Source organism: Nocardia sp. NPDC058058, from assembly GCF_042885355.1.
GTDB lineage: Bacteria > Actinomycetota > Actinomycetes > Mycobacteriales > Mycobacteriaceae > Nocardia.
In genome coordinates this window covers 1,902,106-1,924,047 of record NZ_JBHVSA010000001.1, presented here as the reverse complement: position 1 = coordinate 1,924,047, position 21,942 = coordinate 1,902,106, and the positions used below count along the sequence as shown (strand labels likewise).

Annotated in this window: 19 protein-coding genes; 4 read left to right on the top strand and 15 right to left on the bottom strand. The window is 68.1% G+C overall.

Annotated elements, in window-relative coordinates; genetic code table 11:
* Positions 1-15 precede the first annotated feature (15 nt).
* Genes ACFVUS_RS08930 through ACFVUS_RS08895 form a run of 8 tightly spaced genes read right to left on the bottom strand, consistent with a single transcriptional unit; the run spans position 16 to position 12,743 of the window.
* Positions 16-657, bottom strand: coding sequence for an ester cyclase (locus ACFVUS_RS08930; RefSeq protein WP_387762824.1), 642 nt, complete (start codon positions 655-657; stop codon positions 16-18).
* Entirely contained in the window at positions 654-2,168 is a 1,515-nt protein-coding gene (locus ACFVUS_RS08925) for a flavin-containing monooxygenase (RefSeq protein ID WP_387762822.1), read from the bottom strand. The genes ACFVUS_RS08930 and ACFVUS_RS08925 overlap by 4 nt, the downstream gene beginning before the upstream one ends.
* Positions 2,165-3,028, bottom strand: coding sequence for a class I SAM-dependent methyltransferase (locus tag ACFVUS_RS08920; protein ID WP_387762819.1), 864 nt, complete (start codon positions 3,026-3,028; stop codon positions 2,165-2,167). The genes ACFVUS_RS08925 and ACFVUS_RS08920 overlap by 4 nt, the downstream gene beginning before the upstream one ends.
* On the bottom strand, positions 3,025-3,525 hold the full coding sequence (locus ACFVUS_RS08915) for a hypothetical protein (RefSeq protein ID WP_387762817.1): 501 nt from the start codon (positions 3,523-3,525) through the stop codon (positions 3,025-3,027). The genes ACFVUS_RS08920 and ACFVUS_RS08915 overlap by 4 nt, the downstream gene beginning before the upstream one ends.
* On the bottom strand, positions 3,522-3,779 hold the full coding sequence (locus tag ACFVUS_RS08910; protein WP_387762815.1) for a hypothetical protein: 258 nt from the start codon (positions 3,777-3,779) through the stop codon (positions 3,522-3,524). The genes ACFVUS_RS08915 and ACFVUS_RS08910 overlap by 4 nt, the downstream gene beginning before the upstream one ends.
* A complete protein-coding gene (locus ACFVUS_RS08905; RefSeq protein ID WP_387762813.1) occupies positions 3,776-4,711 on the bottom strand; it encodes a metallophosphoesterase family protein in 936 nt (311 codons plus the stop codon). Before ACFVUS_RS08905 ends, ACFVUS_RS08910 begins: the two co-directional genes overlap by 4 nt.
* Complete coding sequence (locus tag ACFVUS_RS08900; protein ID WP_387762811.1) at positions 4,708-6,345, bottom strand: fatty acyl-AMP ligase; 1,638 nt, start codon at positions 6,343-6,345, stop codon at positions 4,708-4,710. Before ACFVUS_RS08900 ends, ACFVUS_RS08905 begins: the two co-directional genes overlap by 4 nt.
* Complete coding sequence (locus tag ACFVUS_RS08895; RefSeq protein ID WP_387762808.1) at positions 6,342-12,743, bottom strand: type I polyketide synthase; 6,402 nt, start codon at positions 12,741-12,743, stop codon at positions 6,342-6,344. The genes ACFVUS_RS08900 and ACFVUS_RS08895 overlap by 4 nt, the downstream gene beginning before the upstream one ends.
* Positions 12,744-13,060: 317 nt before the next feature.
* Between ACFVUS_RS08895 and ACFVUS_RS08890 the strand changes: the two genes are divergently transcribed.
* From ACFVUS_RS08890 to ACFVUS_RS08875, 4 genes are read left to right on the top strand one after another with little or no spacing between them, the layout of a single operon-like run.
* A complete protein-coding gene (locus ACFVUS_RS08890; RefSeq protein WP_387762806.1) occupies positions 13,061-13,498 on the top strand; it encodes an SRPBCC family protein in 438 nt (145 codons plus the stop codon).
* Entirely contained in the window at positions 13,498-14,190 is a 693-nt protein-coding gene (locus ACFVUS_RS08885) for an ABC transporter ATP-binding protein (protein WP_387762804.1), read from the top strand. The genes ACFVUS_RS08890 and ACFVUS_RS08885 overlap by 1 nt, the downstream gene beginning before the upstream one ends.
* Positions 14,187-16,685, top strand: coding sequence for an ABC transporter permease (locus ACFVUS_RS08880; protein WP_387762802.1), 2,499 nt, complete (start codon positions 14,187-14,189; stop codon positions 16,683-16,685). Before ACFVUS_RS08885 ends, ACFVUS_RS08880 begins: the two co-directional genes overlap by 4 nt.
* A gap of 15 nt (positions 16,686-16,700) precedes the next feature.
* Complete coding sequence (locus ACFVUS_RS08875; RefSeq protein ID WP_387762800.1) at positions 16,701-17,177, top strand: hypothetical protein; 477 nt, start codon at positions 16,701-16,703, stop codon at positions 17,175-17,177.
* 3 nt (positions 17,178-17,180) lie between these two features.
* Here ACFVUS_RS08875 and ACFVUS_RS08870 read toward each other — a convergent pair whose 3' ends face one another.
* The 7 genes from ACFVUS_RS08870 to ACFVUS_RS08840 form a co-directional block, all read right to left on the bottom strand.
* Positions 17,181-17,429 (bottom strand): hypothetical protein, encoded by a 249-nt coding sequence (locus ACFVUS_RS08870; protein ID WP_364632222.1) that lies wholly within the window; start codon positions 17,427-17,429, stop codon positions 17,181-17,183.
* Between the two features lie 43 nt (positions 17,430-17,472).
* On the bottom strand, positions 17,473-18,663 hold the full coding sequence (locus ACFVUS_RS08865; RefSeq protein ID WP_387762797.1) for a Rieske 2Fe-2S domain-containing protein: 1,191 nt from the start codon (positions 18,661-18,663) through the stop codon (positions 17,473-17,475).
* A gap of 124 nt (positions 18,664-18,787) precedes the next feature.
* Positions 18,788-19,339 carry an LppP/LprE family lipoprotein gene (locus tag ACFVUS_RS08860; protein WP_387762795.1) on the bottom strand — a complete coding sequence of 184 codons (552 nt, stop codon included), beginning with the start codon at positions 19,337-19,339 and terminating at the stop codon, positions 18,788-18,790.
* A 70-nt stretch (positions 19,340-19,409) separates the two neighbouring features.
* Positions 19,410-20,375, bottom strand: a complete 966-nt coding sequence (locus tag ACFVUS_RS08855) for a DUF1152 domain-containing protein (protein ID WP_387762794.1) — start codon at positions 20,373-20,375, stop codon at positions 19,410-19,412.
* A gap of 103 nt (positions 20,376-20,478) precedes the next feature.
* On the bottom strand, positions 20,479-21,033 hold the full coding sequence (locus ACFVUS_RS08850) for a DUF1990 family protein (RefSeq protein ID WP_387762792.1): 555 nt from the start codon (positions 21,031-21,033) through the stop codon (positions 20,479-20,481).
* Positions 21,034-21,080: 47 nt separating this feature from the next.
* Entirely contained in the window at positions 21,081-21,263 is a 183-nt protein-coding gene (locus ACFVUS_RS08845) for a hypothetical protein (RefSeq protein WP_387762790.1), read from the bottom strand.
* A gap of 63 nt (positions 21,264-21,326) precedes the next feature.
* Positions 21,327-21,932 (bottom strand): hypothetical protein, encoded by a 606-nt coding sequence (locus ACFVUS_RS08840; protein ID WP_387762788.1) that lies wholly within the window; start codon positions 21,930-21,932, stop codon positions 21,327-21,329.
* Between the last annotated feature and the right edge of the window lie 10 nt (positions 21,933-21,942).

Sequence of the window (21,942 nt, the reverse complement as noted above, 5' to 3'; positions counted from 1 at the left end):
ACGCGCGGGGCGAGGTCAGCCGCGCCCGCGCAGGCGCAGATAGGCGCGCAGCAGTGGAGCGCCGAGCCGCTGGGCGCGAATCGCGAAGCGGAAGAGCGGACTTCGCGCCTCGGGCAGCATGCCGATCTGCCGGGCCAGCTCCATCAGATCCGCGACGCTGGTCCAGGTGCGGAGTCGGCCGTCGTGGAGTTCGTAGAGGTCGACCCCGGTGGTGTCGAACGAGCGGCCGGTGGGTGCGAGCCCGAGCGGAGACGGTCCACCGCCGAGATCGCCGCCGAAGGTGCCGCGCGCCCGCCACGGCGCGGCCATGCCGGTGCCGATGAGCGGTAGGTACGGCGTGCCCGCGAGCTCGAAGTGAATATCGGGAAAGGCACGCCAGGTCATCAGCACGTAGTCGCGGAACGCGGCCTTACCCGTGACCGATTCTCCGCAGAGTGCGGGATCGGTGCAGACGATATCGTCGGTGACCAGTGCCAGTACCGCCTCCAGATCCTGGGAGTTCCACGCCCGTAACCAGTCTCGCGACCACCGTTGCAGCTCGGTCGCCAGCGTGGCGGAGCGCGCGGCCGCGTCGGCGGCCAATTCCGGTAGCGCCTCGACGAGTTCGGTATTGGTCATACCGGCGACCAGGGTCGGTTCCGGCGATGCGGTGCTCATGAGGGGGTGCTCTCCCGTGCGGTGAAGGTGTAGTCGTCCAGCGGGAATCGCCGTGCCCGCCACCAGGCTTCGGCCCCGGTGGCGGGCCGGATGAGCGGCACGTCGCCGAACTTGTCGAAGTAGAAGCTGTGCGAGTCGGCGCAATTGGAGGTGTAGAAGATGGAGGTGGACTGCCTGCGCACCATCTCCTCGAAGTACGCGTCGTGCGGTCGCCGGCCGATCTCGACGCGCGTACTCGAGCGCCGCCTTGCCTCGCGCATGCACCGAATGGCATGGCGGGCGGTGTTCTCCACCATCAGGAAGTACGACCCGGTGACCGAATAGGGGCCGAGCACCCAGAAGCCGTTGGGCCAGCCGGGGACGGTCACCCCCTCGTAGGCGGACCAGCGATGGGTCTGGAAATGGTCGCCCATATCGGTGCCCGCGCCATTGACGATCGGGAACGGCGGCGCGGCCCCGCGCTCGTAGATGTAGAACCCGGTGGCCAGTACCAGGGTGTCGATCTCATGGTGCACACCGTCGCCGGTCAGCACGCCGGTCGGGGTGATCCGTTCGATCGGATCGGTGACCAGTTCGACGTTCTCGCGCGCGAAGGTGCGGTAGTACCGATTGGAGAAGGTCGGAAACTTGCAGCCGAAGCGGTAATTCGGGGTGAGCTTGCGGCGGATTTCCCGATCACGCACCTGTCGGCGCATGAGCGCCAGGCCCGCCCATTCCACCATGCGCACCATGGCCGGAATCTTGAATCTGATGCCGAACAGGAAAAAGCTCTCGATCATCAGCACCGAGGCGATGCGGAACGGAATCCAGGCCTGCGGCACCTTCTTCAGGAACCAGCGCAGCGGCCGCGGAATGCGGAAGTCCATGGCGGGCACGGCCCAGATGGGCGTGCGCTGGAAGACGGCGAGCGTGCGGGCCTGCTCGGCCAACTCCGGAATGAGTTGTGCGGCGGACGATCCGGTGCCGATGACCGCCACCCGCTCGCCGCCCGGCGCATAGTCCCGATCCCAGCGCGCGCTGTGCATGGTGGTGCCCGCGAAATCGTCCAGGCCGGGGATATCGGGGCGTTTGGGTATGGTGAGCCCGCCGTAGGCGAAGACGACGTATCGGGCCGTAATCGGCCCCAGCCCTTCGGTATCGACCGTCCAGCGGTGCGTGCCCTCATCGAATTCGGCCTGTTTGACCGTGGTGTTCAGGCGCAGATGCGGTCGCAGGCCGTACTTGTCGGCGCAGTGATCGGCGTACGCCTTCAGTTCGGGCCCCTTGGCGAACCAGTGCCCCCATTCCTGATTCGGCTCGAACGAATAGCAGTAGTTCCATGACGGAACATCAACGCCCGCACCGGGATACACATTGTCCCGCCAGGTGCCGCCGATATCGGCGGCGCGTTCGAGGATGACGAAGTCGTCCATTCCGGCGGCCTTCAGCTCGATCGCCACCCCGAGACCGCCGAAGCCCGCGCCGATGATGATGATCTCGTGATCGGGTCGTTCGGTGTGCTGTGCCGTCACTGTTCTTCCCTCACAGTATTTTTCAGTCGAACCGCGCCGGACCACAGGCTGATCCGCCCGGGCCGGTCCGGGGTGCCGAGGCTCGGCAGCCGGGCGTGCAGGCGCACGAAGGGTGGTGAGCGTTTCCAGCGGGCGGCGGCCTCGAAGAGCGATTCGGTCTCCAGCGCGGTCCACCCGGTGAAGAAGCGCACACCCTCGACCGGGGCGAATTGCCAACGGGCACTGCCCAACTGCTCGCCCATGGTGAGATTCACCGCGCGCCGCATCATCGGCGAGTAGATATCGAGCAGCCACCACTCCACGGCGGGCTGCCGCAGTAGCGCGCCGAGCCCGCGTACCTGTTCCGGGGTCAGATAGGGGAGCAGTCCCTCGGTGATGATCAGCGCGTGCCGCGCGCCGTCGGTGGCCTCGGACAGGAATGCCCGGCAGGCGGTGTCATCGGTGACGTCCACGGCGCGCCGCACCACGGTGCAGCCGGGCGTCTCCTCGGCCAGCAGGCGAGTCTTCTCGGCCACGAGTCCGGGCAGGTCGGCTTCGTACCAGCGCAGTCCCGTGGGCAATTCGAGCCGATAGGGCCGGGTGTCCAGACCCGCGGCGAGATTGATCACGCGGTCGCAGCCCTGCGCCAGCGCGCGGCCGATCAGATCGTCGATGAGTCTGGTGCGCACCACCTGCGGCCAGCCGTTACGACCGCCGCGCGGAGCCACCGGACCGTCCGCGATGGCGTGTCCGCGTGCCCCGGCGAGCCGATCGGCGAGCCGATCGTGGAACAGCGCGTCCGGACGTTCGGATTCGGCGGCCCGATAGGCCGCCACCCAGCGCGCGGTATCGGAGATATCGCCGATCAACGGTTGGTTCATGATTGCTCGGCTTCCAGTACGGCGGGGTCGACGAAGTCCACGAACAGGTCGGCGGTACTGAAGTCCTTGCGCGCGAGCAACTCCAGCATCAAACCGTTGACCAGCGCGGGCGGCGCGAGATGGGCGAAGCGCGCGATCGTGCGCGGATCCATGTACGGCGCGGCGTCCGCGACCACGGCCGGATCGAGCCGGGCCAGCACCAGCAGCGCGCGCTCCATATCCCGGGCGTCCACCACACTGCTGGCCGCGCGCCCGATCAGCCTGGGCGGCAGGATCTTCGCCGCCAGCGGCAGACTCACGCGCAACGGGATGAACCGGCGATAGAGCCGCAGTCGCCGGTGGTCGTCGGCATAGCGATCGGCGAGCGCGATCGTGACGCGCCGGCGCAGTGCGAAGGCGTGTTCGTAACCCAGCTGCGCCAGGTGTTCCACGCGTTCGGGGGGTACGTGCAGGATGTGCGCCAGTCGGTGCAGTTCCTCGGTCAGCGCGTCGCTCACGGGCGCTCCGCTCGGGAGAAGCGCAGTCGCACGGTGCGTTTCCAGCCGTAGGCCATGACGCGGGCCGCGGCCCGGGTACCCCGGGGCAGGGTGGCGAGCTTGGCTTCCACGGCCGCGTCCATGGCGCTGCGCTCGCGATCCGGTGCGGTGCGGATCATGTCGAGCAGGTCCGCGCACTGCGGTTCGGGGAGCAGGTAGAGCGCGGTGAACGGCCCGCCCAATTCCCGTTCGAGTTCATCTCGAGGTGCGGTCATCGATCGGTTCTCCTGTCGGGAACGGTGCTGTGCTCGCGGGCGGCGCGCAGTGCCCGCCCGGCCAGTCGCCGCCCCCAGCTGTCGAGGGCGAAGCGAGAACGGTCCGGGGCGGGCAGAATCCGGCGCGGCAGCGGATCGGGCAGGCCGCGGCGCTGCCATTCGCGCGGATAGCCGAGCGAGACCTCCTCGAAGCGCACCCCGTCGTAGTAGTCGGTGCGCGGTAGGTGCAGATGGCCGTAGACCGCGCAGATCGTGCGGTAGCGCCGGTGCCAGTCGGCGGTCAGGGTGGTGCCGCACCACAGGGCGAATTCGGGTGGGGCCATCAGCAGGGTGGGGTCGCGCACCAGCGGGAAATGGTTGATCAGCACCAGCGGCATCGCCGGGTCCAGGGCGTCCAGTCGTGCGGCGGTATAGCGCACCCGTTCGCGGCACCACTCGGCCTTGGACGCATGGGGTGCGGCGACCAGGAGTTGTTCATCGACGGCGACCACACCGCGCTGTTCGGCGATGCGCAGTCCGTCTCGCGCGGTGGCGGCCCCGGCGGGCAGGAAGGAGTGGTCGTAGAGCAGGAACATGGGCACCAGCACGGCCGGTCCGCCCGCGCCGTCCCAGCGCGGATACTCGTCCTCGGGGGTGAGCACGTCGATCTCGCGGCACAGTTCCACCAGGTGCCGGTATCTGCCCTCGCCGCGCAATTGTTCGGGATCGAGTGCGGTGGTCCACAATTCGTGGTTCCCGGGCACCCAGACGACCTTGGCGAAACGCTCCCGCAGCAGGGTCAGCGCCCAGCGGATATCGGCTGTCTTCTCCGCGACATCACCTGCCACGATCAGCCAGTCGCCGGGATCGTTCGACCGAATACCCTGCACCACTTCACGATTGCCGCGATGCCCCAGGTGCAGATCGCTCACCGCCAGTACGGCGGCGCTCACCGCGCACCGCCGAGCAGCGCCGCGGTGGCCGCGCGCCGCAGTTTGCCCGAGGGCGTCTTGGGCAGCGCGCCCGGCCGCAGCACGGTGACATGGCGGGGTCCGATGCCGATCTCGGCGTAGACGGTGCGGGCGATCTCGGCCCGAATCCGTTCCACCGCTTCGGCATCGGCGTGCAGCCGGGATTCCACCACCACCGCGAACTGTTCGCGATGATCGGCGCGGCGCAGGCCGACCGCGACGGCATTGCCCTGCCGCACCCCGGACACCCGGCAGGCGGCGCGCTCGATATCGGTGGGGAAGATATTGCGTCCGCCGACAATGATCACATCCTTGGTGCGCCCGCACACCACGATCTCCCCGGTCTCGGTGAGATAGCCCAGATCACCTGTGGCCAGCCAGTTCTCGGCGTCCATCGCCGGGACCACGCCCGCGCCGGTGCGATACCCGCGCGTGACCGCCTCACCGCGCACCTGGAGTTCGCCGACCATGCGGGGCGGCAGTCGATCTCCGGAATCGTCGACCACCCGCAGACCCAGGCCGGGCAGCGGCCGGCCCAGGACCGCGAAGTGCCGGGCCTCCGGTTCGGTGCTGATCCGCGCCCGCCCGTCCGCCTCGAGGTCGTGCGCGTCGACACTGTCCACGGTGATCGGCGCGTCGATGGTGGACAGGGAGATGCCCAGGGTTGTCTCGGCCATACCGTAGGCGGCGGTGAGCGCGGACTCGGCCAGACCGAAGCGGCGTCCGGCGGTGCTCACCGCCGCCATGGTCGCCATATCGATGGGTTCGGCCCCATTGCAGGCGATGCGCAGACTGGACAGGTCGTACGCGCCGTCCGGCGCCTCGGCCAGACTGCGCGCCCACAGCGCATAGGCGAAATTCGGTGCGGCGGTGATACTTCCGCGATATCGCGTGATCAGCTCGGCCCACAGCAGCGGATCGGTGAGGAAGTCCGCGGGTGTCACGATCACCGCGTCCAACCCGCCCTGCATGGGCCCCATGAGCAGCCCGATCATGCCGAAATCATGGGAGAACGGCAGCCAGCTCACCATCACATCGCTGTCGGTGAACGCGGCCACGGCGCTGATCGAGCGCCAATTCCGGTCCAGATTGCGATGGGTGATCATGACGGCCTTGGCGGCACCGGTCGAGCCGGAGGTGAGTTGCAACAGCGCGATCGCGTCCTCGTCGGCGTGCACCGGTTCGACGGCCTCGGCCGTGCGCAATTCCGCCATCTCGATCACCGTCACGCCCGCCTCCCGCAGGACCGCGATGGCGGCCTCGAAAGGTGTTGCCACCACGACCGATCGGGTGCCGAGCAGTTCGAGCACGGACAGTGTGTCCGCCAGCCAGGCCGCCAGATCGGTGCGCGGGGTGGGCTGGTGCAGCATGGTGACCGAGGCGGCGCGCATCCACACCGCCTGTACCAGCGGCGCGACATCGGCGGGCTGTCCGGCCAGAATGGCCACCGGACTGCCCGCGCCGATTCCGCGCCCGGCGAGCCCGCCGGCCATGGCACGGGCCGCCCGGTGCACCGCGGCCCAGCTGTGCCGCACCGGCGCGTGCGGGGCACCGGTCACGATGCCCTTGTCGCCCTGCGGAACTCGAACGAACACATCCTCGCTGAAGCGGCTCATCCGACCTCCACCGCGGCGTGCCCGGCGCCCACGCCGAGGCGCTCGAGCGGGCCGGTCAGTCGGGCCAGCAGTTCGGCGGGTATCTCGCGATCGCCGTGCATATCGGCCAGCCGATCGATGAGCATCGCCACCTCCGCCAGGATCGGCCCGGCCAGTTCGGCGTCGGCGGGGGTCACCTGTTCGAGAATGTGCCGGGCGAGCAGGCTCACCGTCGGATACTGGAAGATCACCGAATTGGCCAGCTTGACACCGGTGAGCGCGCGCAGATGGCTGCCCAGTTCGATGGAGCTGAGCGAATCGATGCCCATTTCGGTGAATTCCCGGTCCGGCAGCACGGATTCGGGGGAGGAGTAGCCGAGCACCATGGCGATCGGCACCTTCACCATCTCCACCACCACCGCGTGCTGCTGCTCCGGGCTCATCCCGGACAGTCGTTTGGCCAGCTGCGCGGGATCGTTGAGCTGGGTGGTCGCCTTGGTGCGGGTGTGCAGCAGAGCGCGGAAGAACGGCGGCAGTTCGGCCACCGAGGCGGCCGCGCGCAGCAGCGCGACGTCCAGGCCCACCGGCACCACATACGGTCTGCCCCAGCCCAATCCGGTGTCGAACAGGGTGAGCGCCTCGGCGGTGGGAATCGGCGTGATGCCCATCCGGGCCAGTCGCGCCCGGTCCTTGTCGTCGAGTTGATCGGTATTGGAGGTCTCCTGCTCCCACCAGCCCCAGGCCATCGACACCGCCGGGAGCCCGAGGTGGGCACGATGCTGGGCGAGGGCGTCCAGATAGACGTTCGCGGCCGCGTAGTTCGCCTGGCCCGGAGCGCCGAAAGCGCCCGCGGCGGAGGAGAACAGCACGAACATCGACAGCTCGAGACCGGTGGTCAGCTCGTGCAGATGCCGCGCCCCCAGGGTTTTCGCGTGCAGCACCCGGTCCAGGTGTGCCCGGGTCAGACCGGCGAAGGTGGAATCGGCCAGTGTGGCGGCGATGTGCACCACCGCACCGATCGAATGATTCTGGGGCACAGCGGCGATGAGGTCGCGCACCGCGTCCCGGTCGCCGACATCACAGGCGGCGAAGGTGACCTCAGCGCCGAGTTCGCCCAACTCGGCGGCCAATTCGCGTGCGCCGGGCGCAGCCGGGCCACTGCGACCGGCCAGCAGCAGTCGCCGCGCACCATAGCGGGTCACCAGATGCCTGGCGATGACACCGCCGATCTTGCCGGTGCCACCGGTGATGAGTACGGTGCGCTCGGGATCGAAGTCCGCGGGCCAGGTGAGCACCACCTTGCCGATCTGGCGGGTCTCGGCGATATGGCGCAGCGCCGCGCCCGCTCGCCGAATATCGAAGGCGGTCAAGGGAAGCGGTTCGATCTCGTGCGCCGAGAGCAGGTCGGCGATATCGCGCAGCAGTGTGCCCAGGGTGTCCGATTCCAATGCACCCAGTTCGAAGGTGCGATAGTCGATGCCCGGGAAACGCGCGGTGACCTCCGCCGGATCGCGCACGGCGGCGCGCCCGATTTCGATGAACCGGCCACCGGCGGCCAGGGTGTGCAGGGAGGGATCGGTGAATTCCTCCGGCAGCGTATTCAATACGAGGTCGACCCCGCTCCCGCCGGTGGCGGCGGTGAACTCGGCGGCGAAGCGCGCCGAGCGGGAATCGGCCAGCCGCTCATGCGGTATGCCCAGCTCGCGCAACGCATCCCATTTGTGCGGACGAGCCGTGGCGAACACTTCCAAACCCATCGTCCGGGCCAGCGCGAGGGCGGCCAGGCCGACCCCGCCCGCGCCGCCGTGCACCAGCACCGATTCACCACGGACCGCGGCGGCCTGCTCGCGCAGCGCGTACAGGGCGGTGCCGAAGGCGACCGGCACCGTCGCGGCCTGCTGGAAGGACAGGTGCGCGGGTATCGGCGCGAGCCGCCGCGCGGCGGTCACCGAGGTGGCCGAGATATCGTCGAAGAAGCCGAAAACCCGGTCGCCGGAAGCGAATTCGGTGACCTCGGCGCCGACGGCGACCACCAGGCCCGCCGCCTCGAACGGGCTCGCCGAACGCAGAGCGGTGTTCAGTGCCAGACCGTGCGCGACCTCGCGGTAGCCGAGCCCGGCCGCCCGCAGTCGCACCGCCACCGCGTCCGGTGCCAGATCGTCCAGGTCCGGGGTGATGGCGTCGATCGGGCCCGCGTCCTCGAGGTTGCCCGAGCGGGGGATGTCCAGACGCCAATGCCGTTGCAGCAGAGCGGAGTCGCGGGCGGCGGCATCGACCGCCGGGCGAATCCGGCGACCGTGCAATTCGCCGTCCCGCAGCGCCAGCTCGGGTTCGTCGGCTTGCAGCGCGACGGTGAGGATATCCAATCCGGCGTCGCCGAGGCCGAGGTCGAGCTGGATCAGCCGCCCCTGATTCTCCGATTGCGCACTGCGCAGCAGACCCCATACCGCGGCGCCGGCCAGATCGGAGATGTCCTCACCACCGCGCACCGCCTGGGTGCCGCGCATGAGCACCAGTACCCGGGTGGACACGAATCGCTCATCGGCCAGCCAGGTTTGGATCTGTTCGAGCATGGCGGCCGTACCGTCGGCCACCGCGTCGGCGGGCTGATCCACCCGCGACAGCAGTACCACCGCGGGCGCGTCGTCGCCGCGATCCAGCGCGGCGACCAGCCCCGGCATCGAATCATGCGCGGTGACACCGGCGGTGCGCAGCTCCGATTCCGAAAGGTCCAGTCCCGCAGCCGAACCGACCAGCGTCCACGCGCCCGGCGGCGCGGTGAAGCGCACCCGGGGCGTGGGCACCGGCAGCCAGTCCACCCCGAACAGCGAGTCCTGCTGCTGTGCCAGACCACGTTCGGCGAGTTTGCCCGCCGTGACCGAGCGTACCTGCAGGGTTCCGGTGGCGACGGCCTTGCCATTGGTGTCGGCGAGCAGCCAGCGCATGCGATCCGGACCGGCCGGGCTGAGCCGCACGCGCAGCGCGGCAGCGCCGACCGCGTGCAGGCGCACACCCTCCCAGGCGAAAGGCAGTCGGATCGCGCCGCCCTCGGTCGGCGCCATGGCGGTGAGCGCGGCACCGGTCTGCATGGCGGCGTCCAGCAGCGCCGGATGCAGGCCGTACTCGTCGGCGTCGGTCACCGAATCCGGCAGGGCCACTTCGGCGAAGACCTCCTCACCACGCCGCCACACCGCGCGCATGCCCCGGAAGACCGGACCGTACTGATAGCCGAGCGCGGCCAGACCCGCATAGGCGGTGTCCGGTTCGAGGGCCTGTTCCGCACCGATCGGCGGCCACACCTCGATGGTGTCGGCCTCGTCGAGACCATCGGGCTGACCGAGCTTGCCGTCGGCGTGCAAGCGCCACTGGTTCTCACCGGGTGCGGCGTCCTCCACCTCCGGGCGCGAATAGATCGTCACCGTGCGGCGGCCCTGCCCATCGCGTTCGCCGGCCACGACCTGAACGTGGACAGCGCCCTTGTCCGGCAACGTGATCGGCGAATACATGGTCAGGGTGTCCACGCGCGCGGAGCCGAGTCGCTCACCGGCGTGCAGCGCCAATTCCAGCAGCATGGCCCCGGGCACCAGCACCGTGCCGAACAGGGCGTGGTCGGCGATCCAGCCGTGTGTGGCCTGCGCGAGCCGGGTGGTGAACTGGAATTTGTCCGCACCGGGCACCTCCGCTATCGCGCCGAGCAGTGGGTGGCCCGGAGCCGCCAGGCCCAGGCTGCTCGGTTTACCGCCGTTGACCGCCCCACCCGCGGTCAGCCAGAAGGTCTGACGCTGGAAAGCGTAGGTGGGCAAGTCGATTCGCGGCAGCGCGCGCCCGGCTGTGAGCGTCCGCCACTCGGCGGTGACTCCGGCCACGTGCGCTGCGGCGATGGAGGTGAGCAGCCGGTCCAGTCCGCCGTCATCGCGCTTGAGCGAACCGGTGATGACGCAGTAGTCGGAGAAAGCGCCTACGTGCTCCAGGGATTCGTGCATGGCGGCGGTGAGCACCGGATTGGGGCTCATCTCCAGGAATGCGCTGTACCCGGTCTGGTAGGCGGCCTGGAAGGTGTCCTCGAAGAGCACCCGCTCGCGCAGGTTGCGCACCCAGTAGGTGGCGTCCAGGGTGGCGGTATCGACGGCGTCGGCGGCGACGGTGGAGAAGAACGCGATATCGGTGCCGCGCGGCGCGATCTCGGCGATGGCCGCGAGGATGGTGTCCTCGATGGCGTCGATATGCGCCGAATGCGATGCGTAGTCCACCGGAATATGGCGCGCGCGAATCCCCTGCGCGGCACAGGTTTCGTTGAAGTCCAGCACCGCGGCCGTATCACCGGAAATAACCGTGGTCTGCGGGCCGTTCACCGCGGCCACATCGATACCGGTTGTGCCGGAAAGCCTTTCGCGCACATCATCGACGGGCAGTGCGATCGATGCCATGGTGCCGCGTCCGGCGATGGCGAGCAGCGCCCGACTGCGCAGCGTCACGATGCGCGCGGCGTCCGCGAGCGAGAGCGCCCCCGCGACGCACGCGGCCGCGATCTCGCCCTGCGAATGCCCGATGACCGCGTCCGGGGTGATGCCGAGCGATCCCCACACCGCCGCCAGCGACACCATGATGGCGAACAGCGCGGGCTGCACCACATCCAGGCGATCCAGGCTCGGCGCGCCCGGAGCCCCGCGCAGCACCTCGGTGAGTGACCAGTCCACATGCGGGGCGAATGCCCGCTCGCACTCGGCCATTCGCGCCGCGAAGACCGGTGACTCGGCCAGCAGGCTCACCGCCATACCGGTCCACTGCGCACCCTGGCCGGGGAAGACGAAGACCACCCGGTGCGCGGCATTGGCGTGGCCGCGCGGTGCGCCGCCGGGACGATCCTCCGCCAGGCCCTCGAGGCTTCGCAGCAGCTCGTCGCGGTTGCCGCCCAGTGCGACGGCGCGATGTTCGAATGTGGCGCGCGTGGTGCTCAGCCCATGGCTCACCTCGGCGGGCCGGAATTCCGGATGCGCCCGCAGATGTGCGAGCAGTCGCGCGGCCTGTTCGGTGAGTGCCTCCGGCGAACGAGCGGAGATCGGCCAGGCGAGCAGCTCGGCGGCGGGCTCGGTGGTGCGTTCGGGTCGCGGCCGCACGGGGGCCTGTTCGATGATCACGTGCGCGTTGGTGCCCGCGATTCCGAAGGAGGACACCGCGGCTCGGCGCGGGCGGCCGGGTTCGGGCCACGGGGTGAGTTCGGTGACCACCTTGATGTCACCGGCCGACCAGTCCACGCTGGGCGTCGGCTCGCTCACATGCAAACTGGCCGGGAGCACCCCGTGCCGCATGGATTCGATCATCTTGATCATCCCGGCCGCGCCCGCCGCGGCCTGGGTGTGCCCGAAATTCGATTTGATCGAACCGAGCCGGGCGGGATTGCCGGGTGCGCGGCCCTGTCCGTAGGTGGCCAGCAACGCCTCCAGTTCGATGGGATCGCCCACCGGGGTGCCGGTGCCGTGGCCCTCGATCACATCGACCTCGGCGCCGGTCAATCCGGCGGCGGTGAGCGCGGCGTCGATCAGTTTGAGTTGTGCGGCGGTGCTGGGCACGGTGAGCCCCTTGGACGCGCCATCCTGATTGACCGAACTGCCGCGCAGCACGGCCAGCACCTCGTGCCCGTTCCGTTCGGCATCGGAGAGTCGTTCGAGAATCAGCATCGCCGCGCCCTCGGACATGCAGAAACCGTCCGCATCGGCCGAATACGGTTTGCTGCGACCCTCTTTGGAGATAGCGCCGTGCTGGCCGAGCGCGTAGAAGCCGGTGAGGGTGGACATGATGGAGATGCCCCCGGCCAGCGCGAGCGAACATTCGCCCAGGCGCAGCGCCTGGGCGGCGAGATGACAGGCGACGAGTGAGGACGAGCACGCGGTGTCGACGCTCAGCGTCGGGCCTTCGAGGCCGAGCAGGTAGGCGATGCGGCCGGACAGCACACTCTGGCTGACGCCCAGGGAGATGTAGCCGGGATCGATATCCTTCTGTCCCGGAATGAGATACGCGTAATCGCCGGACATGGCCCCCGCGTAGACGCCGGTATCGCTGCCGCGCAAGGTGTTCGGATCGATTCCGGCGCGTTCGAGCGACTCCCAGGCGACCTCCAGCAGCACGCGCTGTTGCGGATCCATCGCCCGGGCCTCGCGGGGACTGATGCCGAAGAACTCCGGATCGAATCGGCCCGGTTCGTCGATGAAGCCGCCCATGGGTGCGAACGCGGCGATCACCTCGGGGGAGGCCATATCGGCGAGTTCGGTCATGGATCGGTCGTCCGGGAATTTGCTGGATATGTGCTTGCCTTCGATGACGAAGCGCCACAGTGCGTCCGGTGAATCGATTCCGCCGGGAAACCGGCAGGCCATGCCGACAACGGCGATCGGCTCGCGAAGGGAAGAGTCGAACGTCATTTACGCTCCATATTTCATATGGCTGAAGGGGGTGCGGAGAATGGGCTGCCGCAATCATTGGGGCGCCGCAAAATGAGGGATCGCGATGCAGTGTAAGCAGATTGGCGGTCCGTGCAAAAGGGTTTGAAAAATACCGATGTCAGTGTGGCATATGTCACACAAGCACGCGCTGACCTGCTGAATCATGTTGAATTCCAGCAACATTCGGCTGTCGTAGCCGTGTGGATGATCTATGTCCGAAAGGGTTGTATACGCAGGGAACGTGCACGTAGATTTCCCTGGCGCGGTTTGAATTTAGATTTAATTTAGGAGTTTTCATGGCGCATATAGAGGTCACGAAATTGATGAAAGTGAACCCCGCCCGCCTGTATGCGACGATCGCCGACCCCTCCACTTGGGGGCAATGGTTCGCAATGCACGACACCTTCGTGGGGGAGCCGCCCAAGCAGATCGCTGTGAACAGCCGCATGGTGCAGAACGTGCATGTGCTCGGTATGTCGCACCGCGTCGAGCTGACCGTCACCTCCTTCCGGCCGCCCATGCACCTGGTGCTGTCCGGCAGCAGTGCGGCGGGTGTGGCCTGCGAATTCCGCTTCTCGGTGCGGCGGCAGGCGGGCGGTTCGGAACTGACGCTGTCGGGCGATTTCACCGGTCCGGCGTTGACCGGCGGGCTGATGCGGGCCGTGGACACCGATGTGGTCGCCAAACTCGAGGCGTCACTGGACCGGCTCGCGGCGCTCGCCGAGGCGGCCTGATGCTCGAACTCGTCGACGTGGTGCGCGAATACCGCATCGGTGGAGCGCCGGTGCGCGCGCTGGACGGGGTGAGTCTGCGCATCGACACCGGGGGTTTCGTCGCGGTGGTCGGGCCGTCCGGAGCGGGCAAGAGCACGCTGCTGCATCTGCTCGGGGCGCTGGACGTACCGGACAGTGGATCGATTCGCTTCCGGGGCAACGAGATCGGCGATTCGAGCGAGGAGCGGCGGGCCGAATTCCGGCGGCACGAGGTGGGATTCGTCTTCCAGTTCTTCAATCTGCTGCCGACGCTCGCGGCCTGGGAGAACGTCGCCATTCCCAAGCTTTTGGATGGAATCCCGTTGCGGCGGGCGCGAATTCGCGCCCTGGAGCTGCTGGACCTGGTCGGGCTTGGCGATCGGGCCGCCCATCGGCCCGCCGAACTCTCCGGCGGCCAGATGCAGCGGGTGGCGGTCGCGCGAGCGCTCATGATGGACCCGCCGTTGATCCTGGCCGATGAACCGACCGGCAATCTCGACTCCGTGACCGGTGCGGCGGTGCTGGGACTGCTCGCCGAGATCGCGCGCACCGGTGAGCGCGCGGTGGTGATGGTGACCCATGACGCGGAAGCCGCGGCGGCCACCGATCGTGTGATCCGTATGCGGGACGGGCGAATCGACGCCGATCCGGCCGGGGGCGGTGCGGTGCGATGATCGGTGTACTGCTGGATCGAGCGCGACTGTTCGGTCTGCGTGAGGTGCTGGTGCATCGCGGGCGCACGATCGCCTCGATGACCGTGCTGGCGGTGTCGTCGTCATTCCTGGTGGCGGTGCTCGGATTGACCGGATCGCTGACCGGATCGATCAGCGGACTGGCCGAGAGCATTGCCGGCGATGCCGCCATCGAGATCTCCGGCATCACCGATTCCGGTTTCGCACAACCGATCCGGGACGATATCGCGCGGGTGCCCGGTGTCGCGGCAGCGGTGCCGATGGTGCGCGCGGCAGTGCCCGCCGGATCCGGGACGACACTGCTGGTCGGCGCCGACGCGAGCGGGGTCGCGCTGCACAGCGATGTGCAGGATGCGGTGCTCGATCAGCTGCCGCGGCTGCTGTCGGTGCCCGGCGGGGTGCTGATCGGTCCGGGAATGGGCCGCTCCCGGGGGGATTCGCTGCCGCTGGGCTCCGGCACGGTCACCGTGGCCGGGGTGTTGGACGACGGAACGCTGGCCAGGCTCAATGACGGGCATTTCGTGCTGGCCCCACTCGCGTTGGCACAGCGGCTGACCGGGCGCGCCGAACGCTTGGACGCGGTGCTGGTGACACTCGCACCGGGGGCCGATCCGGCGGTCGTGCGGGCGGGAGTCACCGCGGCCGTGGCCGGGCGCGCGGTGATCGGCGATCCGATTCAGCGGGTGGCGCGGACCGGCAATGCGATTCGCATCGTCCGGTATATGACACTCATGGGTGCGACAGCGGCCTTCGTGGTCGCCGCATTCCTCATCTACACCGCCATGAGTATGGCGATAACCCAACGTAGGCAGGCCATTTCGATGCTGCGCGCCATCGGCGGACGGGGGCGGTCACTGGTGGCGGATCTGCTCGTCGAGGCGGCCGTGCTGGGGCTGTGCGGCGGCATCGGGGGTGCGATCATGGGAATCGTCATGGGGCGCGTCGCGGTCCGGAGTCTGCCCAACGTACTCGTGCAAACCGTGGAAACTCGCACGTACTACGTCTTTCCGGTCCTCGCCGTGCCGATCGCCATTGTCATCGCCGTCGGCACCAGTGTGCTGGCTTCGGCGGTGGCCGCGCATCAGGTCTACAAGGTTTCGCCCATCGAGGCGCTGGCACCGGTCGAGGTGTCGCGCGCGGATCTGGTCCCGGGCTGGCTTCGGCTCGGAGCGGCGGGTCAGGTCGTATTCTGTTGCACCGCAACAGCTGTCATCATCGCTTCGGATCAGGAGACGCTGGTGTTCTCGGCCGCGGCGCTGGCGCTGTTCTTCGGCGCCGGCATCGGGTTGTGTTTCGTGGCCGCCGGACCGCTGGTGCGCCTGACGGCGCGCACGGCCGGAATCTTCGGGCCGCCGGGAGCATTGGCCGCCGCCACCGTGGCGCGTGCGCCACGCCGGGTCTGGGCAACGGTCATGACCGTATTCATGGCCGTCGCCATCACGGTGACCATCACCGGATCCAACGCCGATATGATGGCCTCCGCGCGCGGTTCACTGGCCTCGGTATCGGAGGCCGACGCCTGGCTGGCCGCCGCGCCCGCCGATCAGCTGTCCGTCGGCCCGCTGCTCCCGGCGGATCTGGCGGCCAAGGCGGCCGCCGTACCCGGCGTGGAACGAGTTGTGCCGGGGCAGTTGGCTTTCGCGGTTCTCGGCGATACCAAGGTGCTGCTCGATGGACTGGCCGACGGCACCGATCAACCCCTGTTCCAGGGACTCACCGAACCGGTGCGGCGCGATCTGCTGGCCGGTCGCGGGGTGGTGCTGTCCCGGGATCTCGGCAAGAGCTTGAACGTGGGCGTCGGCGACAGTCTGGAATTGCAGACGCCGCACGGCGTGCGGCACACACCCGTACTGGCGCTGGTGCCGTATTTCTCGGTGCTGACCGGAACCGTCGGCATCGCACTGGATCTGATGCGCGAATGGTTCGATCGGCCCGGCGCGACCACCCTGCAGATCGATACCGCGCCCGGCGTGGATACGGCGGCGGTGCTCGACGGTCTGCGCGCCATCACTCCCGCGGGTGTGCACCTTTTCACCGGTGCGCAATCGCTGGCCGGGGTGGAATCGGCGCTGCGGCAGGGTAGTTCGGTCGGCACCGCCATGTGGATCATCGTGGTTCTCATCGCCGCGGTGGCGGTGCTCAACACCCTCACACTGTCGGTGCTCGAACGCCGCCGCGAACTGGGCGTGCTGCGAGCATTGGGAGCGGGCCGTCGCTTCACCCTGCGCACCATCCTGGCCGAGGCCGCGGGTATCGGGGCGATCGGCGGACTGCTAGGGCTGGCGTTCGGTTTGGCGGGTCAGTACTGCTACGACGCGGTGACACCCGGCATTCTGAACTTCGATGTGGCCTACCGTCCCGCGCCGTTCGCCGTCCTGTTCGCCTGTGGCGCACTGGTGCTGAGCCTGGCCGGTGCGATTCCGCCGGCCCTGCGCGCCACCCGGATCCGCATTGTCGACGCCATCGCCGTCGACTGATCGAGAGGACTCGTGATGCCGCACCACCGGACGCCCGCCCTGCTGCTCGTCGCCCTCGCCGTGACCCTCACCGCCTCGTGGGCGGATTCGGACCCCGTGCCCGAACCCGTCCGCACCACAGCGGCGGCCGATCTGCCGCCCATACCCCTGCCCACCGCCGAACTGCTCAATGCGGCCGTACTGGGTCGAATGAATTCGGCCGCACCCGGATCCGGCTCCGCGGTCATCGAGGGCGCGGACGCCGACCCGGGCCTGCTGGAACGGCTCATCCGCACCGCCGCCGCCAACGGTATGACCATGACCATCACCAAGGTCGACTACGCGGGCAACGGCCTGCTCAATGCCTCGGCCACCGTCGTTCTCAACGGCAGAACCCTGGACGGCGACACCGTCATTCCGTTCGTGGCGGCGGACGGCACCTGGAAACTCCAGAAGCAATGGGCCTGCCAGATGCTCGCCAACGCGGGCCAAACCTCGCCCGCCTGCCCGTGACCGCTATTGCGAATCCACCGCCAGCAATCCGAATCGGCTGACGCTGGCGTGGTTGTGGCCGTCCACGCTGGTGATCACCACTTCGGCGGGGTTGGTGAGTGCGATGCAGCAGTAATTGTCACCGTCGCGCTGTACCGCGATGGACAGCAGGCGGAGGTGGTTTTCCCGCTGCCAGGTGTCGATGTCCTCGTAAAGTCCACGCATGGACGGGTTTTCGAAGTAGACGAGGTTGTGCTTGTTGGCGTCCGACATGAAGGTCTCCGTTCCCGACGCGGAGGTTTCCGCCCCATCAACCCTACGTCCGGGTGGGATCCTGGTCGGTTCGTTGCCGGAGGTTCTCGGCGACCTCGGCCTCCCAAGCCTCATTTGCCTTGGCGGTGTCGACCTCGAATTCGAAGCGGCGCACCATTTTCGGGTCGATATCGGCGATGTCAACGTAGAACTGGTCGTACCAGCGGCGGAGTTGGTAGACCGGGCCGTCCTCCTCGGTCAGCAGTGGATTGTCGATCTTGGACTTGTGTTTCCAGATCTCGACGTCCTGCAGGAAGCCCTCGCCGAAACCGTCGGCGGTTTTGCGCGCCAGGCGATCCGCGGTCGCGTCGTCCACGCCCTGCGGTTTGCGCAGCGTGATGCCCCACTGCAACATGAAGGAGTCCTGGCTGATCGGATAGTGGCAGTTGATCAGCACGCTGTCGACGGTGAATCCGCTGTAGCTGTTGGTGAGCGGATTGATCATGTACGACGGACCGTGGTACGCGGCAACGGATTTCAGAAGCGCGTCGCCCGCGTACTTGGTGCCCATGCCGATATCCGGGCGGGCCTTGGTCTCCAGGAACTGGGTCGCGATATGACCCTCGAGGACGTTCTTGAAGTAGGTGGGGTAGGCGAAATGAATGTAGAAGAAGTGCGCCATATCGACCACGTTGTCGATGATCTCGCGACAGTTCGCGCCTTCGATCAGCAGTGAATTCCAGGTCCAGTCGGTCCAGGCGCCGTCGTGCCGGTCGGTGCCCTTGCCGTCGGCATCGGTGTACGGGCCCTCGATGTACGGGATCGTCACCTCGTCCGGCGGCGGATTGCCCTCGTGGTCATGCCAGATGAACAGTTGGCCATTGCGTTCCAGCGTGGTCCACGCGCGGGTGCGGGCCAGCGGCGGTACGCGCCGGGCGTACGGGATGCCGGTGCATTTGCCATTGCCGCCCCAGCGCCAGTCGTGGAACGGGCAGGCGATCGAATCGCCTTTGATCTCACCCATGCTCAGATCGCCGCCGAGATGGCGGCAGTAACCGTCGAGCACCTGTAGCCGTCCGGCGCTGTCGGCGAACACCACCAGTTTGGTGTCGAAGATCTGGATGGCGTGCGGCTGTCCATCGCGGAATGGTTCGGCGAGTCCGAGGCAGTGCCAGCCCCGCGCGAAGCGCGTCGGCGCCGCGCCCACATCGATCTCGCGGATCTTCCCGCCTCGTCCCTGTGCTGTGCCCGTCATGACGATCTCCCTCGGTTCGTGTACTAGAACACGTTACAAAAGATGAGTCGCCGCCGCCACAAAATCACCCGTTCACCTCGAGATAGGCGAACGGGTGATTGGTAGAACAGGTTCTAGAAGGTTGCTACGTATGCGGCGGGAACTGACCGTTCGCGGTGACCTTGCCACCGTTCAGGGTGAAGGTGACGACGCTGGGGCCGCCCTGCGGGCAGCACATCGGATCGCTGTTGTTGAGCCAGTGATACGTCGCCGCGACGCTGCCGCGGTTCTGCTCGGCGACCATCGTGTACATGTACGGCTCGGAGGTCGCGGTGCCGAGATAGGTGCCGTTGGTGAAGAACAGAATGTGCGTGTACGGATGATTCGTATCGGTATTGACGGTCATCCAGGACAGCACGCCCGCGCAGCCCGCGTCGACCGAGGCGTCGCTCGCCTGCCCGACCGACCAGCTGCCGATCGGCGCCGCCCCCAATCTGCTCACCGCGGACTGGGCCAGGGCGGAATTCACATCCAGGCACAGACCGTGCCCGCTGCCCTCCGGCGCCTGCCGCTGCTGCTGCGCCACCGGCTCCGGATTGGGCGATCCGGCCTGTGAGGTCGAACCGCAACCGGCCGCCGACAGGGCGATCCCCGCCGCGAGTAGGGCCGGTACGGTCCGCGCGAATCCCCGCCACATGTGAGTCACATGAATGAGATCGGGCCGGGGCGATCAGGTGTTATCCGATAACCGCAGGCCACGTCCGTGCTCAATGCGGTATGACGCCGGCGGGACGGGGTGCGGGCCGAGACGTGAGATGGGCTTCGATGAGCATCGCGACCTGGTAGGCGTGCTCGGTCGGCTCCAACAGGGGCAGGTATTCGACCGTATCGGCCAGCGCGGGCAGGTCGACGGTCAAATACATTGCCATGAGCGGGTTTACGAATAGTTCGGAGCCCGCGGTGCGGTCGGTGGCGTGTACGTCGCCGAATTCGCCGCGCAGTGCGCTCGCGATCTGTGAATGCACCACCGTCGGTCGTAGCGGGGTTTCGCGCAGGGCGTGGACGACGGCGGCGAAATAGGCCGCGCCCTCGGGACTGTCGGGTGGGATGGAGAGGGCGCCCAGGAACGCGTTCTGCCGTTGCAGGGCGGCGAGGTTCTCCAGGACGTGTGCGTGGCAGACGCCGTGGTAGGCGTCGATGCCGAAACCGACCGAGACCACCAGTCGGGTGAGGTTGTCGAACGATGCGACCGCGGCGAGGCTGGTCATATCCTCCTGCGGGGTGCCGAGTCCGGCCTCGTCGCCGCGCAGCAGGATATCGGTGCCGCCGTCGACCAGTACCAGGGCGTCCACGCCCAGATGTGCGATGAGTTCGGCGTAGGCCGCGCGCAGCGGGCGCACACCGGATTTCGGGAACGCGTACACGAGGGGTTCGCGGCCGGTGCTCGCCAGCCAGCGTGCGAGGGTGCGCTCGGGGAAGTAGTCGTCATTGCCCGGGGTCTCCGGGGTGATGGCGGCGACGCCGGGGAGCAGCCAGTCCTCGAGCGGGGTCTGGCGGAGATCGCTGAAAGACAGGTTCGCCAGGTGTACTCGCTTACCGAGGCCCGTCAGCGCCACCGCGAGCGGCAGACCGCCGTAGATGTCGAATCCGCCGCCCGCACCGGCGATCAGCACGCTGGAAGCGTCCCGCAGCCGGGTGAACAGAGGCGGCTCGGCCAGACTGAACGAAGTCACCCCCGCCATCATGGTCACCGAAATGGTTCGGTGCCAGTGGGATTCGCTCCGGCGGCGGTGGCCGCGTCGGATGGCGCTCCCGCTGGAACCCGCACCGATACGCTCAGTACCTCGGGGCGAGGGCGCGCAGGTAGCGGCGGCGATAACGGCGCTGGGCCACCAGGAGCAGGGGGAACAGGAATCGCCACGGCGGTGTCGCGGCGGGTCGGGTCAGCGAGCGCAGGGTCAGCGATACCGCGCCATTGGGGGAGCGGTGCACGATGAACGCCTCCTCGCCCGAGACCGGGTGGCCGGGCAGGGTGCCGTAGGCGAAGCCGCAGCGGGTGAGGGTGTCCACCACCGCGACCACGCGGGCGGGTTCATGAATCTCGATGGGGCCGAAGGCCGCGGTGATCCGGTAGTCGTTGCCCGCGGTGGCGCGGATATCCGGACCGGAGCCGCATTCGACCCGGAATCCGCTGCGGCGCTTCACCTCCCAGTTCAGCACCGCCTCGCAGGCTGCGCGCCAATCGGCTTCGCCGTGGCCGATGCCGACGGTGTGCTCATAGCGCCGGTATCCGGCCGGGGTATCGGGCCACACGGGATCGGCGGGCCGGGTGCCGCCCACCGGTGCGTAGCTGAGCGCCACGACCGTGGTCGCGGGTTCGTCGTCGGACATATCGCACTCCCTCCCCTCGATGAATCGCCGCGTTCAGGCTATCGAGATCAGGAGTAGTCGCGGAAGGTCATCAGGAAGCCCGCGATCGCGATGACGAACAGGGCTATCCACGCGACGATGCGCACACCGAGCCACGGCAGGTCGCGCACCCACAGTCCGGTGATCATGACGGTGAGCAACATCAGCACGCCGTAGAAGGGTGTGCGCTGGGGATGTTGTCCCAGTTTCATAGTGCCTGGATACGCCTGTTCGCCGGGGCCCGCCACCATCCCCGGTGGCGGCGCTGATCCGCGTCAACTCCGGCTGATCGCGGGCCGGTCGCGATGATCCCAGGCCACCCGCAGACTCGGTTCCTCCAATTGCTGCTGCTCGAGCAAAGCGGGGATGGTGAACTGCGATTCGGCGGCGGTGCGCCGGTGCAGCGCGGCCTCGGACATGCGCAGACCCACCGTGTAGTCGAAGTCGAGGCCGCGCCCGAGCAGCATCGGACCGGCGATCATCAGGATCGTGCCGGGCAGCGCGGTGCGAATCCGCGCGCGAGCCGAGCGATCGGTGCGCTCGTTCCACAGTGCGGGCAGCCACCGTCCGTTGGCCCGAAGTGGTTTGAGCACTTCGCGATTCAATGCCGCGTAATCGAACCATCCGGTGCGATAGGTGTATTCGTCCTCCCGATCGAATTCCAGCCGCACCGAGGCCGGTCGTACGAAATCGTGCAGCGCCACCACCTCGGCGGGACGCCCGGCGGCCCGCAGCAGTTCGGCGACCGCGGTCGCGAAGGACACCGGATCGGCCGCATCCGCACCGTCCACCGCGAGTACGGCGAAGCCGGTCAGCTCGCTCGCCCGGTCCGCGACCAGCCGGGCCAGGGCATCCGGGGTGATGGCGGTGAACTCGGGCACCTGTCCATCA

What these genes read in the sequence shown, in the direction of transcription:
- ACFVUS_RS08845 (WP_387762790.1), bottom strand. Translation starts at nt 21,263, where the DNA reads ATGAAACTGGGACAACATCCCCAGCGCACACCCTTCTACGGCGTGCTG.
- ACFVUS_RS08865 (WP_387762797.1), bottom strand. Translation starts at nt 18,663, where the DNA reads ATGACGGGCACAGCACAGGGACGAGGCGGGAAGATCCGCGAGATCGAT.
- ACFVUS_RS08895 (WP_387762808.1), bottom strand. Translation starts at nt 12,743, where the DNA reads ATGACGTTCGACTCTTCCCTTCGCGAGCCGATCGCCGTTGTCGGCATG.
- ACFVUS_RS08900 (WP_387762811.1), bottom strand. Translation starts at nt 6,345, where the DNA reads ATGAGCCGCTTCAGCGAGGATGTGTTCGTTCGAGTTCCGCAGGGCGAC.
- ACFVUS_RS08920 (WP_387762819.1), bottom strand. Translation starts at nt 3,028, where the DNA reads ATGAACCAACCGTTGATCGGCGATATCTCCGATACCGCGCGCTGGGTG.
- ACFVUS_RS08880 (WP_387762802.1), top strand. Translation starts at nt 14,187, where the DNA reads ATGATCGGTGTACTGCTGGATCGAGCGCGACTGTTCGGTCTGCGTGAG.
- ACFVUS_RS08885 (WP_387762804.1), top strand. Translation starts at nt 13,498, where the DNA reads ATGCTCGAACTCGTCGACGTGGTGCGCGAATACCGCATCGGTGGAGCG.
- ACFVUS_RS08850 (WP_387762792.1), bottom strand. Translation starts at nt 21,033, where the DNA reads ATGTCCGACGACGAACCCGCGACCACGGTCGTGGCGCTCAGCTACGCA.
- ACFVUS_RS08890 (WP_387762806.1), top strand. Translation starts at nt 13,061, where the DNA reads ATGGCGCATATAGAGGTCACGAAATTGATGAAAGTGAACCCCGCCCGC.
- ACFVUS_RS08860 (WP_387762795.1), bottom strand. Translation starts at nt 19,339, where the DNA reads ATGTGGCGGGGATTCGCGCGGACCGTACCGGCCCTACTCGCGGCGGGG.
- ACFVUS_RS08875 (WP_387762800.1), top strand. Translation starts at nt 16,701, where the DNA reads ATGCCGCACCACCGGACGCCCGCCCTGCTGCTCGTCGCCCTCGCCGTG.
- ACFVUS_RS08870 (WP_364632222.1), bottom strand. Translation starts at nt 17,429, where the DNA reads ATGTCGGACGCCAACAAGCACAACCTCGTCTACTTCGAAAACCCGTCC.
- ACFVUS_RS08930 (WP_387762824.1), bottom strand. Translation starts at nt 657, where the DNA reads ATGAGCACCGCATCGCCGGAACCGACCCTGGTCGCCGGTATGACCAAT.
- ACFVUS_RS08910 (WP_387762815.1), bottom strand. Translation starts at nt 3,779, where the DNA reads ATGACCGCACCTCGAGATGAACTCGAACGGGAATTGGGCGGGCCGTTC.